This is a genomic window from Agarivorans litoreus (genome assembly GCF_019649015.1).
GTDB classification, from domain to species: Bacteria; Pseudomonadota; Gammaproteobacteria; order Enterobacterales; family Celerinatantimonadaceae; genus Agarivorans; species Agarivorans litoreus.
The window spans coordinates 2,047,185-2,061,686 of record NZ_BLPI01000001.1 but is presented as its reverse complement, the minus strand read 5'-3'; the positions used below and the strand labels follow the sequence as shown (position 1 = coordinate 2,061,686).

The 14,502-nt window shown below is 43.8% G+C and carries 14 protein-coding genes; 13 read left to right on the top strand and 1 reads right to left on the bottom strand.

The window, feature by feature from the left end:
- The first annotated feature begins 152 nt into the window (after positions 1-152).
- The 7 genes from K5L93_RS09535 to K5L93_RS09505 all read left to right on the top strand — a co-directional run bounded on the left by K5L93_RS09535 (position 153) and on the right by K5L93_RS09505 (position 7,936).
- Complete coding sequence (locus K5L93_RS09535; RefSeq protein ID WP_220719560.1) at positions 153-2,387, top strand: alkaline phosphatase; 2,235 nt, start codon at positions 153-155, stop codon at positions 2,385-2,387.
- A gap of 45 nt (positions 2,388-2,432) precedes the next feature.
- Entirely contained in the window at positions 2,433-2,912 is a 480-nt protein-coding gene (locus K5L93_RS09530; protein WP_220719558.1) for a DUF3299 domain-containing protein, read from the top strand.
- A 293-nt stretch (positions 2,913-3,205) separates the two neighbouring features.
- Positions 3,206-5,455, top strand: a complete 2,250-nt coding sequence (locus tag K5L93_RS09525; protein ID WP_220719556.1) for an alkaline phosphatase — start codon at positions 3,206-3,208, stop codon at positions 5,453-5,455.
- Positions 5,456-5,616: 161 nt separating this feature from the next.
- A complete protein-coding gene (locus K5L93_RS09520) occupies positions 5,617-6,273 on the top strand; it encodes an FMN-binding negative transcriptional regulator (protein WP_220719554.1) in 657 nt (218 codons plus the stop codon).
- Positions 6,266-6,889: a cold shock and DUF1294 domain-containing protein gene (locus K5L93_RS09515; RefSeq protein ID WP_220721494.1), complete on the top strand. Its 624-nt coding sequence runs from the start codon at positions 6,266-6,268 to the stop codon at positions 6,887-6,889. The genes K5L93_RS09520 and K5L93_RS09515 overlap by 8 nt, the downstream gene beginning before the upstream one ends.
- A 272-nt stretch (positions 6,890-7,161) precedes the next feature.
- Positions 7,162-7,632 (top strand): GNAT family N-acetyltransferase, encoded by a 471-nt coding sequence (locus tag K5L93_RS09510; RefSeq protein WP_220719552.1) that lies wholly within the window; start codon positions 7,162-7,164, stop codon positions 7,630-7,632.
- Between the two features lie 97 nt (positions 7,633-7,729).
- Positions 7,730-7,936, top strand: a complete 207-nt coding sequence (locus K5L93_RS09505; RefSeq protein ID WP_220719549.1) for a hypothetical protein — start codon at positions 7,730-7,732, stop codon at positions 7,934-7,936.
- Positions 7,937-7,981: 45 nt separating this feature from the next.
- Here the strand turns inward: K5L93_RS09505 and ohr are convergent, their stop codons facing one another.
- Complete coding sequence (ohr, locus tag K5L93_RS09500) at positions 7,982-8,404, bottom strand: organic hydroperoxide reductase Ohr (protein WP_152783924.1); 423 nt, start codon at positions 8,402-8,404, stop codon at positions 7,982-7,984.
- 121 nt (positions 8,405-8,525) lie between these two features.
- Between ohr and ohrR the strand changes: the two genes are divergently transcribed.
- From ohrR to K5L93_RS09470, 6 genes are all read left to right on the top strand, one after another.
- The gene (ohrR, locus tag K5L93_RS09495; RefSeq protein ID WP_016400011.1) at positions 8,526-8,972 is read left to right on the top strand and encodes a transcriptional regulator OhrR; all 447 of its coding nucleotides are present in this window, start codon (positions 8,526-8,528) and stop codon (positions 8,970-8,972) included.
- Between the two features lie 132 nt (positions 8,973-9,104).
- Complete coding sequence (locus K5L93_RS09490) at positions 9,105-10,442, top strand: MATE family efflux transporter (RefSeq protein WP_220719548.1); 1,338 nt, start codon at positions 9,105-9,107, stop codon at positions 10,440-10,442.
- Between the two features lie 214 nt (positions 10,443-10,656).
- A complete protein-coding gene (locus K5L93_RS09485; protein ID WP_220719547.1) occupies positions 10,657-11,928 on the top strand; it encodes an O-acetylhomoserine aminocarboxypropyltransferase/cysteine synthase family protein in 1,272 nt (423 codons plus the stop codon).
- 70 nt (positions 11,929-11,998) lie between these two features.
- Positions 11,999-12,319: a hypothetical protein gene (locus K5L93_RS09480; protein ID WP_220719546.1), complete on the top strand. Its 321-nt coding sequence runs from the start codon at positions 11,999-12,001 to the stop codon at positions 12,317-12,319.
- Positions 12,309-12,626: a hypothetical protein gene (locus K5L93_RS09475; RefSeq protein ID WP_220719545.1), complete on the top strand. Its 318-nt coding sequence runs from the start codon at positions 12,309-12,311 to the stop codon at positions 12,624-12,626. The genes K5L93_RS09480 and K5L93_RS09475 overlap by 11 nt, the downstream gene beginning before the upstream one ends.
- A gap of 144 nt (positions 12,627-12,770) precedes the next feature.
- Entirely contained in the window at positions 12,771-14,438 is a 1,668-nt protein-coding gene (locus tag K5L93_RS09470; protein ID WP_220719544.1) for a glycoside hydrolase family 5 protein, read from the top strand.
- Positions 14,439-14,502: the final 64 nt, after the last annotated feature.

The window sequence follows — 14,502 nt, the reverse complement described above, 5'->3', positions numbered from 1 at the left end:
ATCTTTAAGTGAGCTTAATTGCTCATTTACTTAGATGGTAAACCGCTTTTGATTTATAGGCTTAATATAAGTGTCATTAATCGCAGCTAGCTTTCCCGCGGTATTTATTTCGATGTATCCGCAAGTTAATCAGTACTTATTGAGGAAATGTAATGCGTTTAGGGAAAGTATTAAAAGTAGTTGCAGGGGTGTCTATCGCATCTGCTGTAGTCGGTTGTAATAGTGATACCGAATATGTGTATTTGGATCCACCCATCGCCGACAGTATTGATTTAGGGCCGTTTAAATGTAGCGATGAAGAAATTGCTGCCGATGCCAACAAAGATTGTCGCTTGTATATCAAGGGCTCTATGAATAGCTGGTCTTCGCGCCCAGAAGCTCAATTGCACTATCAAGGCGACGGTGAATACATTGCCTTATTTAGCATGCAGCCAGGTGAGTACTCCTTCAAAATCTCTGATCCAAGCTGGAGTGCCGAGCGCGACTTAGCGATTGGTGAAGACGCCGATGCTGAAGTGGTATTTGATATCCCAATGGAACTGCAACGCAAGTACGACGACTTTGGTAACCAAAACATGGATATCACCGTTGCCGACGATGAAGATCAGGTGTTTCGTTTTACTCTTGATGCTTCGGCCACCATTGATAACCCTACATTGTTGATTGAAAACATCACCGATAGCGATGTTGATAACTTAAGCCAAGCGATGTACTTAGTGGGTACATTTAACGATTGGACAGCCGATGACAGCAGCCAATTTAGCTATGCCGGTGCAGGTAACTACCAGCTACAAATGAACTTCGAAGAAGCCGGTACCATTAGCTTTAACTTACACCAAGGCATCGATTCACCATTGGTTTATGGCTCTTTAGATAATCAGCCAATTAGCTTAACCGAAGGTGAGTCATCACTGACAACTTACCCAGGCGGCAAAATGTCGGCACAGGTAGAAGCGGGCAGCTACGTATTTTCACTGTCTACTTTGGGTGATGGTCAGCAAGCGGTGCCACTTACCTTGGCAAAAGTTCGTGCAGTGGTTGGTCACGACACCGTAACGGTGGCTAACTTGCCTACCAGCTTAACGGCAGACGGCAGCACCTTTGCGCAAAGTTACCACTGGGACACAGAAGGTGACATGAGCGTTACCCTAACTGACGATGATAGCCAAACCATTAGCGACATTCGCAAACTGGCCAGTGCAGATTCGACAGGCCGTTACCAAGTAAACTTAACCACCAATCAAGGTTTAGCGACTCAAACCAGCACTAGCCAAGAGATTGATGTTATTGATCTTGAGTCAGCCAATAACATTGTAATGATGATTGGCGATGGTATGGGTTACGGGCAAATTGATATTACTCGCGCCTACATGGGTGAAGCCTTATTCCTAGAATCTGGTAAGCATCGCGGCGATATTAAAACTGCCAGTGCCGATACCTTAGGTTACGAGAACTTGGCAGAGCTAGGCATGAATTACTACACCGACTCTGCAGCGGCAGCCACGGCAATCTCAACTGGCCGTAAAGCGGTTTCAGGCACTATTGCTCAAGCACGTCCGGGAGATGGTTCTGATTTAGAAACCATTTTGGAATATGCGCAAAAGCAGGGTAAATCGGTAGGTATTGTGGCAACGTCGCACTGTGTTCATGCTACCCCAGCCGCTTTTGCTTCACATGGTCCAAATCGAAATGATTTTGTGACGCTAGCTACAAGCATGTTTGGTGATGTAAAACCTAACGTAGCCTTATGTGGCAGTAAGCAAGTTGATGGCGTAGATGTGATTAGCCAGCAAGCTGACTTGGGTGGCTACACTATCGTGAAAAACAAAACCGATATGATTCCTGCGGTAGCGGCTTTACCTGCTAATGACCCAAATGCAGAAATTCTATTTGCCGGTATTTTTGGTGAAGATGAAATTCCTTACATATTGCCTTTGGGAGATCAAAAAAGTTATGAAGAGCAAGACATTCCACAGTTGAATGAAATGACCCAAGTAGCGATTGAAATCTTGTCAAAAAATCCAAATGGCTTTGTATTGATGGTAGAAGGTTCACAAATCGACTTTGCTGGTCACCTCAACGATGAAGAGCGCTTAATTCATGAAACCATTGCTTTTGATAAGACCGTGGAAGAGGTGGTGAATTGGTCTGATTTACGCAGCGACAGCATGGTGATTGTAACTGCAGACCATGAAACCGGTGGTTTGGTGCTTGAGAAAACCAACGGTATCGGTGTTGTACCAGAGGTAAGTTGGCAGTGGGGAAGCCACACTAACGTAGATGTGCCTATTGCTTCTTGGGGCCTAAATTCACACGCCTTTGTGGGTCGTACGGTAGACAATACCGCTATTTACAATGTTATGCGTGGCGCTTTAGACGCTAACTAAATCTCTATGCTAAGCCCGGCACAAGTCGGGCTTAAAGGTCTTTTTATGTGGCGTATTATATATTTAAGTTTACTGGTTTTGCTTAGCCCGAGTGTGTTGGCTGCGGCGAACCCATGGCAAACACTCATTCCTGAGTTGGAACGTGGCCAAATTGTACAGACACCCATTAATCATGAGGTGCAGTTAGATGAACGAGCCCCACAAATTAAAACTGGTGGCTTAGTTCACGCTCTAGATGGGCAAAATATGCGTATGCCCGGTTTTATTGTGCCGTTAGAAAGTGATGGCAACAAAATCACCGAGTTCTTTTTAGTGCCATTTTTTGGCGCGTGTTTACATTTACCACCGCCACCACCTAATCAAATTATTCACGTTAGTCATCCCAAGGGCATAGATATGATAGAACCATGGGAAGTGGTTTGGATTAGCGGAGAAATGCAGGTAAAAGCTACCGATGTTGAGGGCTTGGCTAGCGCAGGTTATGCCATGAATTTAATAAAAGATATTGAAATGTACATTCCTTAAATAGTTATTTGTAATATCAATAGTAAGGTGGTTACTAATATTTCGCTATTATTTTAGATGATTTTAATGTTAAATTAATCCTTTAATATCAAATATTTATGATTTGTGCGCTGTGCCTTTATAATTTTCTTATGCTGTGATTTCACTAACAATTCATTGGTATCTAATCATATAAGTTTTTCAATTCTTCTTAAGGAAGAGACGTTTTATATAAGTAAGAAAAACTAATTATGAGAATAACCTACTGATTAAAAAAGTAAGGATGATCTCATTTACAGCAGAAAGGAAAGCTAATGATTTTAAATAACAAATACAAGATAACCGTTTTGGTGGCAGCATTGGCCGCTTTAGGTGGTTGTTCAGATGATACTGAATATATTTATGTAGACAGAGATGATGATATTGCTACAAGCATTGATACAGGCCCCTATGCTTGTAGTGATGCAGAATTAGCTGAAAATCCAAGTAAAGATTGCCGTTTATACATCAAAGGATCAATGAATGGTTGGTCGGCTCGGCCTGAAGCGCAAATGCACTACCAAGGTGAGGGGGTGCATATTGCGCTGTTTGGCATGGAACAGGGGTCTTACGAGTTTAAGCTTTCGGATCCTGAGTGGAGTGCCGAACGAGACTTAGCAATTGGTAAAGAGTTTGATGCTGAAGTTGTGACTAATGAATTGTATGTGTTGCAACGAAAGTTTGATGATTACTTAAATCAAAATATGACATTTGTTGTAGATGATGCCCAAGAGCAAGTATTTCGTTTCACGCTGGATGCTTCAACAGGTATTGATAATCCAAGCATGTTAATTGAGAACATCACTGATTCAGACTTTGATAATCTAACCAAGCCTGTTTACTTAATCGGTAGTTTTAGTAATTGGGAAGCGAAAGAAGACTACAAGTTTAGTTATAAAGGGGCGGGTAATTATCACGCTTCAATTTCTTTTGATGCTCCTACCGCTATTCAGTTTAATGTTCAACAAGGAATGGAAAACCCGCTCGTCTACGGAGCTTTAAAAGATCAGTTAGTTAACATCAGCGAGGGTGCGTCAGCGTTAACTACTTATCCTGGCGGAATGATGTATGCTTCTGTTGAAGCAGGGACATACGTATTTGCTATTTCTATGCTTGGTGATGGCCAAATTGCAGTACCTGTTTCTATGTCAAAGGTGCGCACTGTCTCTGGACATAACAAAATTACCGCTGCTGGTGTTGATACTAGCATTGGCGCAGATGGCAGTAATTTTGTAGAGAGCTATGAATGGGATGCTAGCGGTGATATGGCTGTGAGTTTGGCTGACGACGAAACTCAAACGCCTACTAATTCACGTCAGTTAGCTACTGTAGACGCTGAAGGAAATTACAAAGTTACTTTGACTACTAATGCCGGTACCGTTGCTGAGCAAAGTGATAGTCACGATGTTGATGTATTACCTTTGACACCGACTAAAAATGTAATTTTGCTCATTGGTGACGGCATGGGCTACCCAGCTCTAGATGTGGCTCGCGCCTATCATGGCGAGACCTTATTTATGGAGCGAGGCACTGTTCACGGTCGAGCGAAGACTGCAAGTGCTGATAGCCTTGGCTTAGAACTGTTAAGTGGTATCGGGGATAACTACTACACTGATTCTGCAGCTTCGGCCACGGCTTTGGCTACTGGGAGAAAAGTAAACAATGGCGTATTGTCGCTAGCCTACCCAGGTGACGGTTCTCCACTGAAAACGATTCTTGAATACGCTCAAGAAACTGGCCGTTCTGGCGGTGTTGTAGCAACCTCTCATTGTGTACATGCAACGCCAGCGGGTTTCGGTAGTCATGGTCCAAACCGTAATGACTTTGTTCAGCTGTCGGCCAGTATGTATGGTGATGTAAAACCTAATGTTACTTTATGTGGTAGTAAGCAGGTTAGTGGTGTTGATGTAATTAGCCAGCAAGCTGCGTTAAACAGTTACACCGTAGTAAATAATAGAACAGACATGTTAGCTGAATTACCTAACTTACCTGCGTCTGATGATGGAAGCATTTTGTTTGCGGGCATTTTTGGTGAAGATGAGATCCCTTACTTGGAACCAAATAGCTATCAGCGTGAAAAAGGCTGGAGTTATGAAAGCTTAGATATTCCAAGCTTGACTGAAATGAGCCTAACTGCCATTGATATCTTGTCTAAAAATCCTGAAGGCTTCTTCTTGATGATCGAAGGCTCGCAAATCGATTTTGCCTCCCACAACAATGATATCAAGCGGACTATTCAAGAAACTATTGATTTTGATAGTGCTGTTGAAGCGGTTGTTGCGTGGGCCAAAGCAGACGGGAATACAATGGTTATTGTTACTGCGGACCATGAAACCGGTGGCTTAGAGCTAATTCGCAATAAAGGTAAAGGTGTTATTCCTGATGTATCGTGGAAATGGGGTAACCATACTAATGCCGATGTGCCTATCTTTAGCTGGGGCGTAAACAAGGAAGCATTTAACGGACGAGTGATTGATAACACTTCCATTTACAACATTATGCAAGGAGCTTTTGACGCTCAATAGATGTTATCCAAATCTCCTGCACCATTGGGTGTAGGAGATTCTTTCCTATGTTTTTGGCGGCTTCGGCCGCTTTTTTTACTGTTGGCGAAAGGAATTTCTGTAGCGTATTTACTTGGGTTTGTTACTGTATTTTTAGAGTAAACACCAGGGAGCATCACTACGTGCATATACCAAGGCATTTTAAGCAACAAGATTGGCACCAAGTATCTACGCTAATTAGCGAATATCCTCTAGGCTGTATAAGTACCGTTAGTGAAGCGGGTTTAGTGGCCGATCATGTTCCTCTACTACTGGCTAAAAATGCTGATGATAGCTGGTGTTTGCAGGGGCATATTGCTCGTATTAATCCTTTAGCAAAGCGTTTACTTAATCCTCTAGCTGCTTTGGTGGTGTTTCAAGGGGAAGATGCTTATGTTTCTCCCAATTATTACCCTTCAAAACTAAGCAATCCAAAGGTGGTACCTACTTGGAATTACCAAGCTGTGCATATTAATGGGACCATGACTAAACAAGATGATCTTGCTTGGAAGCTAAGTTTGTTAAAAAGGCTAACTGAGCAAAACGAGCAAGCCCAAAGTCAGCCTTGGCAAGTGAGCGATGCACCCGATAAGTTTATTGAACAGCTAAATAAAGCCATTGTTGGTTTTGAAATAAGCATTGATAGCTGGCAAGCGCAATTTAAACAGAGCCAAAATCATAGTGTCGAAAATCAGCTTGGCGTTGCTAAAGGACTCGCTAATACTAATCCGCTAATGGCAAAACAGATTGAATGCTTTGCCCAAAACTTGGCGAGTAAAGGCCGAGGTGAAAATGGCTAAAGCAAAGTTGGCCTCGTGGAATAGGGCTAAGGGTTTTGGCTTTCTCCGCTTGAATGGCGAGTCTAAGCAGTTGTTTGTGCACATAAGCAGCTTTGCCGATAAAAAACTCGACCCAGAAAAGTTAGTTGGCCATTGGTTTAACTACACCTTAGCTAAGGATAAACAAGGCCGCCCTTGCGCCAAGCAGCTGCGTTTAGTGGGTAGTAAGCCGGCATTTTCTAATAAGCCAAAGGGCTTAGCCAAGCGAGCAGGTATGACTGCTTTGGCTTTTTTTGTTTTATTGCTTAGTTTGGTGTTATTGCAAAAACTGCCACTTGCTTTGTTAGTATTCTATGTAGTTATGAGTGTGGTTACTTTTGCTTTATACGCTCTAGATAAATCGGCAGCACAAGCGGGTCGCTGGCGTGTTCAAGAGCTCAAGCTACATGTGTTTGCGCTGATTGGTGGCTGGCCAGGTGCGATGCTCGCCCAACAAACCTTGCGGCATAAAACTCAAAAGCAGTCTTTTCGCTGGGGTTATTATTGTACAGTGCTACTCAACATAGCGGCTTTAGCTTATTTGCTTAGTCCCAATGGCGAGCCGATGTTGCTAGGGTCTGTTGATCTTTGGTGTTGAAATTTTGTTCGAGATAAGCGGGCTTTAATCGCGGAGAGCACTTAGAAGCCTAGTGGGCTAAGCAAGAAGTGCTTAACAAAGAGTAAAGTTCGCTTATCCGAACCCTTCGGGCAGCATTTCTTAGCCATTTATTCAGCGTTAGCGAGTGATTATTAAGCCCACTTAACTGCACACTCACTGCCTTGCCTAAATGGCTAATAAATTGCTGCAAAAACCATCAGCAAAGATCAACAGACCCTAGATATTAATCAAACTTTGTCGAGTTTATTGCCATGACGGTCACTATCACGGCTTACACCGATGAATACTGCCAAGCAGTGGCAAATTTGTTCACCCAAGCAGTGCACGCCATTGATGATGAGTTTTATTCTAAGGAACAAAAAGCCGCGTGGGCGCCGCTAGATATAGACTATTCTCGCTGGCAACAGCGCTTGAAAAGCAAACACTGCTTTTTGGCCTTAGCTGATAAGCAGCTACTAGGATTTATTGAATTAGCTGCAGACTATATTGATTGCTTTTATGTTGCGCCAGAGCAGCAAGGAAAAGCAGTGGGCCAAGCGCTTTATCAACATGTTGAAAGCATTGCTCGAGAACAAAAGCTTGCTGGGCTGCGGGTAGATGCCTCATTGGTGGCCAAAGACTTTTTTGGCAAACAAGGCTTTGCTGTTGTGTCGCATAATCAGCTGGTTCGGCTGGGGATAAGGCTGCAAAATATTAGTATGTACAAGGGGTTCTATTCTTAAGCAAGGAGCTAAGCATTGACGAATAGACTTGCTGACAATTCTCATAAGGAATTTATTGAGAAAGTTGCCTAAGCGCAGTGTGAGGGAGAGTTTAGCAATGCGAAGTACCCTAATCATTCTTAGTTTATTGATAACCAGTGCTTGCAGTCAGCAGCAGGCCTACCATGCCATGCAGGGCAACCAACAACGACAGTGTGACAAGCAAACTAATCATCAAGACTATTTAAGCTGCATGGATGAAGTAGGCGTGAGTTATGAAGAATATCAGCGGCAGCGACAGGCTTTGTTAGACAAAGACAAATAGTGAAAAAAACCAAGCCTAAGCTTGGTTTTTTTATTGAGCAGCGGCTTATAAGGCAGCGCCATTTACTGACAGTTTTACATCAATATTGCCGCGAGTCGCGTTTGAATACGGGCACACTTGGTGGGCCACTTTTACCAACTCTTCTGCTGCAGCCTGTTCTAATTCAAGCTCAACTGCAAGCGAAACGGTTAGCGCAAAGCCGCCGTTGTCGTTAGGACCAATGCCTACAGTAGCGGTTGTAGGAGCAGATTTAATCGCCACTTTACCTTCTCGAGCCACATGCAAAATAGCGTTAGAAAAACACGCTGCATAACCTGCGGCGAAAAGCTGTTCTGGATTAGTGGCTTCGCCGCTTCCGCCCATCTCTTTTGGGTAGCTTAATGCTAAATCTAGTTTTTTATCGTCGGTACTTACTTGTCCATTGCGGCCGGCTAGTGCAGTTGCTGAAGTTGTGTATAGCGTTGTCATAATCGTTACCTTTTAATTTAGGTTGCGTGCAATTTAATTGTTTGCAACTTTAGTTGAGGCAAAATCGAAATGCAAGTATATTGTGCACAATTTATTTTTAGTGAAAGATTAGAGCGCAGTGATGAGTAAACAGCAAAACCATGTAGCTAGCCTGAGTTTAGATAAGCAATTGTGCTTCTCACTGTACAGTGCTTCGAACGCAATGGGACGGGCTTATCGCCCACTGCTGGATAAGCTGGATCTTACTTATTTGCAATACATTGTAATGATGGTGCTGTGGGAGCACGATAGCGTAAGTGTGAAGAGCTTGGGTGAGCGCGTTCACTTGGATTCAGGCACCTTAACCCCGCTATTAAAGCGCTTAGAGGCTAAAGGTTTAGTGCTTAGAGCCAGGTCTGAGCAAGATGAGCGAGTAAGAGTTATTAGCCTTACACCGCAAGGTGTAGCACTGCGTGAGCCAGCCGAAGCAATCCCTCAAGCCATGTTATGCCAAGCCGATTTACCCCTAGAAGAATTGCAAGCACTTAAAGCGGGTTGTGATCGCTTGTTAGCGAAGTTAATGAAATAACATGCTCAGCTTTTGAGGTTTATTGAGGCTTCGCTGCAAATTTAAGAAAAATAATAATTAAAGTGAAAATCGTAAGCTTATAAGTGCTCTAGCTGGTTACAATGTAGTGTTGCCCAACACCGGAGCCGAAGTATGCCGCAAGCCGCAGTAAATAAACTCAAATTGTTTAGTTTGGCGTGGCCTATTTTAATTGAGCAGCTTACCAGCGGCATTGTTGTAATGGCTGATATTTACTTTCTTAGCCTGTTGGGAGAAGAGGCCGCCGCGACAGCGGGTTTATTAATGCCTTACCTATGGATTGGCTTTTTTGTACTGCCCATGCTCTCGACCGGTGGCACAGCTGCGGCCTCTCAGTATTACGGGGCGAATAAACTGGATAAAGTCGTACCGGTGTTTATGACTAATGTGGTGTTGCTGGGCTTGGCTGGTCTAGCATTTAGTCTGTTTACCTACCTTAATTTCGACAATATCGCACTTTGGCTTAACTTCCCTGTGCAGATGCAAACTTACGCGGAAGAGTACTTAGCCATTATGGCCTTCACCTTTGGCTTCTTTGGGTTGCGTTGTGCTTATGGCTCAATTCTAGCGGCTAAAGCAATGACCAACTGGAACATGTTAGCCTCGCTGCTCACCAATGTGATGAATATATTTCTTAATGCGACGTTCTTCTTTGGTTGGTTTGGGCTTGAGCCCATGGGCTTAAAAGGCATCGCTTTGGGTACCGTGTTGTCTTATGCCTTTGCTTGTGTGGTTGTGATGCTGATTGTGCACATAAAAGCGCAAGTAAGCTTCGAGTTTACCTGGGCGATATTGCCGCGCATGCGAGCGGTGATAAAACCATTGATGAAAATTGCTATTCCCTCAGCAGCCGAGCCTGCTAACTACACTTTGCAACAAATCGTAGTGGCGGGAATATTGGCGAGTTTAGGCGTGCTTGCGGTATCTTCTTATACTTTTGTCCTGCGCTTTTTGTTTATTTCTATGGCGGTAAGTTGGTCTTTGGCGGCCGCTGGGCAAATCATCATGGCTCACCACATGGGAGCGCGAAAGCTGGATGAAGTAGACGCCACATACAATCGCTGTATTAAGCTCGCCATGCTGTTTGCTTTTGCCAATATGAGCTTGTTTGCGTGGTGTTACCAGCCCTTGATTAGCTTGTTTAGTGACGACCCGCAAGTTGCATTCTATGCCAAATGGTTGCTGATTATTTGTATTGTGATGGAGCCGTTTAGGGCGATTAATATTGTGGCTGGAATGGGCTTAAAAGCGGTGGGCGATGGCAGGTTTGCCGCCACCGTTGGGGTTGCCTTTATTTGGGGTGTGGTGCCCATTATTTATCTTTGTTCTATCTCTTGGCAGCTTGGCATTATTGGTGCTTGGGCCTGTTTTGCTTTAGATGAAGTTATCCGTGGCCTGATTAATCACTGGCGCTGGAAAACCTACCGTTGGCACAACATGGGCATAACCTAAGTCGCTGACTAAAATCAGCTCGAAAGATAAACAGCCCCTAGTGATGGATCACAAAGCGCGATACTTCTATTATCTTTTGTAGCGCAGTTTAGGCTACAACTAACACTTTACGTTGATCCTCGGTTTATTGCTGCTGGCCAGCAATAAATGGAATTGCCGCAGTATGTGCAGCGGCAGACAGGGTTGTTTTATTCCTTTAGCAGCGAGAACAGTAATGAAATTAGAGTCTTTAGCACTTCATCATGGTTATCAATCGGAAGCTACCACTAAAGCGGCCGCGGTGCCTATCTATCAAACTACGTCTTACACTTTTGATGATACTCAGCATGGTGCCGATCTGTTTGATTTAAAGGTTCCGGGTAATATCTATACTCGTATTATGAACCCTACAACCGACGTGCTAGAGCAGCGGGTTGCAGCTATGGAAGGAGGCATTGCTGGCCTTGCCTTGGCCTCTGGCATGGCAGCCATTACCTACGCAATTCAATGTATCTGTGAAGTGGGAACCAACATCGTAAGCACCAGCCAGTTGTATGGTGGAACTTATAATTTGTTTGCCCACAGTTTCCCTAAACAAGGCATTGATGTGCGCATGGTATCGGCAGACGATTACGCTGGATTTGAAGCGGCTATTGATGAAAATACTCGCGCAATTTTCTGTGAATCTATTGGCAACCCAGCAGGCAATGTAGTGGACTTGGTTAAATTGGCCGAGATTGCCCACAAACACGGTCTACCTTTAATGGTTGATAATACCGTTGCTACGCCGTTTTTATGTCGCCCGATTGAACTGGGTGCCGACATCGTTATTCACTCGTTAACTAAATACATTGGCGGGCATGGCACCTCTATTGGCGGAATTATTGTTGATTCCGGCAAGTTTGACTGGGTGGCGAATAAAGAGCGCTTTAAAATCTTAAATGAACCAGATCCGTCTTATCATGGCGTGGTCTATACCGAAGCGCTAGGTCCTGCGGCCTACATTGGCCGCTGTCGCGTAGTACCGCTGCGTAACACTGGGGCGGCTATATCACCGATGAATGCTTTCCAAATTTTACAAGGTTTGGAAACGCTGGGTTTACGAATGGAGCGCCACTGTGAAAATGCCGAAAACTTAGCGGCTTACCTTAAGCAACATCCTAAAGTGGAGTGGGTAAACTACGCTGCACTGCCTACCAGCCCTTATAATGAGCTGTGCGAAAAGATTGTTGGTGGTAAAGCCTCTGGCATTTTGAGCTTTGGCATTAAAGGTGGAAAAGAAGCGGGTGGCCGCTTTATTGATGCCCTAGAAATGATTCTGCGTTTGGTGAATATTGGTGACGCTAAATCACTTGCTTGTCACCCAGCATCCACCACTCACCGCCAGTTAAATGATGAAGAGTTAGCAAAAGCAGGTGTAAGTGCTGATTTAATCCGTATCTCGGTAGGCATTGAAAACATCGGTGACATCATCAACGACGTTAGCCAAGCGCTCGATAAAGCTTAAGCTACAAACTGTTGATTGAAATGTCAAAAGCCACTTGATAAAGTGGCTTTTTTTGTTAAGGAACAACGATTTGGGTAAGTTCACTTTGGGAATGTTGTTGCTTGTGTGTTTTAGCTCTCATGCTTCGGAACTATCAGAACCGTTATTCGGTATTGTGGTGACGGAGCATAACGAACGCTTTCTTAAATTAAGAAATCATTCATCGGATAGCCTGCATCTAGATATCTATGGGCAAGATATAAAGCTGGCACCCAAATCAGGTTCGCTCATCGACTGCCAAGCTTTTGCTGAACTAGAGATTAACTTTGTAGAATCTGAAACGGTGTTTTTTAGTGTGCCGTGTAGCAGTTTAGTGGTTTTTAACGAGGGCTTTCAGTTAAATGTCGATTAGTTGGCTACATAAGCCCCTTTCAGTATTAGTAATATGCCCTTTATTGTTTGCTTGTTTAGACCAAGGTGGTGGAGACGATCCAAATACCTATTCGTCTTGTCGCATTACTGAATCAAAAGCTTTGCTTCCATGGGACAGCTATGAAGATGAGAATCAATGCTGGAACGCAAGTGGCAATGGTTATGAGGAATATGAAGACGCTGTTATTTGGTGTGAAAGGCAAGTTACTGAGTACCGGCAAGAAAAATATACTATTTTACCGTCAATGACTTACGGTATATATACGACAAGCTGCCCTGCCTTTTAGTGTTTATCTTGTAATTGATGTCGCTTTTTTATCTCTCGTAACGATTTTTTATATTCTTCAATTAGTTGAATTTGGCTTTAGTTTCTCTTTGTAGCGCTGCTTATAATCGAAATGTAGTTTTGCCAGCCTTAAAAGGAAAGAGTCATGCGGCTTGTTTTATCGGTAATAGTGGCAACTGTTTTACTAAATTTGCTGGCCTGCAGTGCTGCCGGGGGCAAGCCCGATATGGCTCTCGAACAAGTTCAAGTCTACCAATCCGCTAAACCCTACGATGACAACTTGCGTCTGCGAGTTGATGGCCGTTTTATTGTAAATGGCAAAGGGGAAAAAGTACGTCTAAAAGGCGTGGCCTTTGGCAACGAGGTATGGGCTAATACTCGCATTCCAAGCCAACATCACAACGAGCAAGATTATATTCGCCTTAAAGAAATGGGCTTTAATAGCATTCGCTTTTATCTAAATTATCAAACCTTTGAAAGCGATAGCGCGCCATACGTTTATCACCAATCAGGGTGGGATTGGTTAGACAAAAATGTGCAATGGGCAGAAAAGCATGGCATTTATCTTGTGCTCAATATTCATGTTCCTCAAGGCGGTTTTCAATCTAATGGTGCGGGCGATGCCTTGTGGGATAAGCGTGAAAATCAGCTGCGACTAATTAGTCTGTGGCAAGCCATTGCCAAGCGTTACCAAGGCCACCCCAATGTAGCGGCCTTAGATTTACTTAACGAACCGGTCACTACTCACAGTAAACAGCAGTGGCAAGATCTTGCTAACGAGTTAGTAACGGCGATTCGACAAGTTAACCAGCAACAAATGATTTTTGTAGAGCGGTTGTTGGCTGTGAAAAAACAATGGCAAATCGACGAGCAGCAAAACTTTTTTAAGTTAGCCGACCCCAACGTTGTCTACCAATATCACTTTTATGAACCAATGGCATTTAGCCATCAGCAAGCCTCATGGTTACGCCAATACCAAGTTCCGACCTCTTATCCTGATCCCGATAGGCTGAAAGTGATTGGTTCACCCAGTTGGTATGGCGCCCAGTTTGATAACCCAACAATAAGTGCCGACAGCGACTGGCAATTTGTAGAAGGAAAAAAACTACAGCTCCAAGACCCAAAAGTTGATTTGATTTATCCAGCCCTCGTGTCGGCAAATAATGCTGGCGATAGCTGGTTTAAGCAGGTGGTGATTAATGAATATGCACCAGATGGTAAGGAGCTTCTGCGTGAAGTGAAAATTGACCTAAGCCAACACGCAGATTGGTACTTGTGGTCAGCTAATCAGCGTGGTCGTTCGCAACACCTTCGCCAGGGAGGTGAAGATATATTGCAGATTAGCGCGACAACCAGCGATGCTAATAATGGCAGCTCGCAACAGTTTGTTGTGCCTAAAGTTGGTCATTTTTATCAAATATCTGGTTGGATAAAAACCCAGGGAATGAGTGCCGCTAGCCGTGTGCAGTTGCGTTTAGATTTTCAACATGGGCTTAAAGATATTGTTGCTTGGGACAAACAACTGATTGAGAAAATGATTGAGCCCATGGAGCGTTGGGGAGAGCTACACCAAGTACCGCTTTATCTTGGTGAATTTGGCTGTATTCGCGCTTGTTTTGAACAGCAACGCGGTGGCTTGCAATGGGTGAGTGACGTGCTAGATGTTGTTGACCAGTACCAAACCCACTTTAATTTTCATAGTTACCATGAAGATGCCTTCGCTCTATATTACGGCTATGGCAGCTTGCCAAGCGAGAGCAATGCCAATCAACCGTTAATTCAATTGTTTAAGCAGCGGCTGAATGAGCCTTAATTAAGCTAGGTCAATAAATAAACAGATTTGTCAGTGTTGTGACTTGATTTGAGAAGTAACCTAC

What these genes read in the sequence shown, in the direction of transcription:
- K5L93_RS09535 (WP_220719560.1), top strand. Translation starts at nt 153, where the DNA reads ATGCGTTTAGGGAAAGTATTAAAAGTAGTTGCAGGGGTGTCTATCGCA.
- K5L93_RS09530 (WP_220719558.1), top strand. Translation starts at nt 2,433, where the DNA reads ATGTGGCGTATTATATATTTAAGTTTACTGGTTTTGCTTAGCCCGAGT.
- K5L93_RS09525 (WP_220719556.1), top strand. Translation starts at nt 3,206, where the DNA reads ATGATTTTAAATAACAAATACAAGATAACCGTTTTGGTGGCAGCATTG.
- K5L93_RS09515 (WP_220721494.1), top strand. Translation starts at nt 6,266, where the DNA reads ATGGCTAAAGCAAAGTTGGCCTCGTGGAATAGGGCTAAGGGTTTTGGC.
- K5L93_RS09510 (WP_220719552.1), top strand. Translation starts at nt 7,162, where the DNA reads ATGACGGTCACTATCACGGCTTACACCGATGAATACTGCCAAGCAGTG.
- K5L93_RS09505 (WP_220719549.1), top strand. Translation starts at nt 7,730, where the DNA reads ATGCGAAGTACCCTAATCATTCTTAGTTTATTGATAACCAGTGCTTGC.
- ohr (WP_152783924.1), bottom strand. Translation starts at nt 8,404, where the DNA reads ATGACAACGCTATACACAACTTCAGCAACTGCACTAGCCGGCCGCAAT.
- ohrR (WP_016400011.1), top strand. Translation starts at nt 8,526, where the DNA reads ATGAGTAAACAGCAAAACCATGTAGCTAGCCTGAGTTTAGATAAGCAA.
- K5L93_RS09490 (WP_220719548.1), top strand. Translation starts at nt 9,105, where the DNA reads ATGCCGCAAGCCGCAGTAAATAAACTCAAATTGTTTAGTTTGGCGTGG.
- K5L93_RS09485 (WP_220719547.1), top strand. Translation starts at nt 10,657, where the DNA reads ATGAAATTAGAGTCTTTAGCACTTCATCATGGTTATCAATCGGAAGCT.
- K5L93_RS09475 (WP_220719545.1), top strand. Translation starts at nt 12,309, where the DNA reads ATGTCGATTAGTTGGCTACATAAGCCCCTTTCAGTATTAGTAATATGC.
- K5L93_RS09470 (WP_220719544.1), top strand. Translation starts at nt 12,771, where the DNA reads ATGCGGCTTGTTTTATCGGTAATAGTGGCAACTGTTTTACTAAATTTG.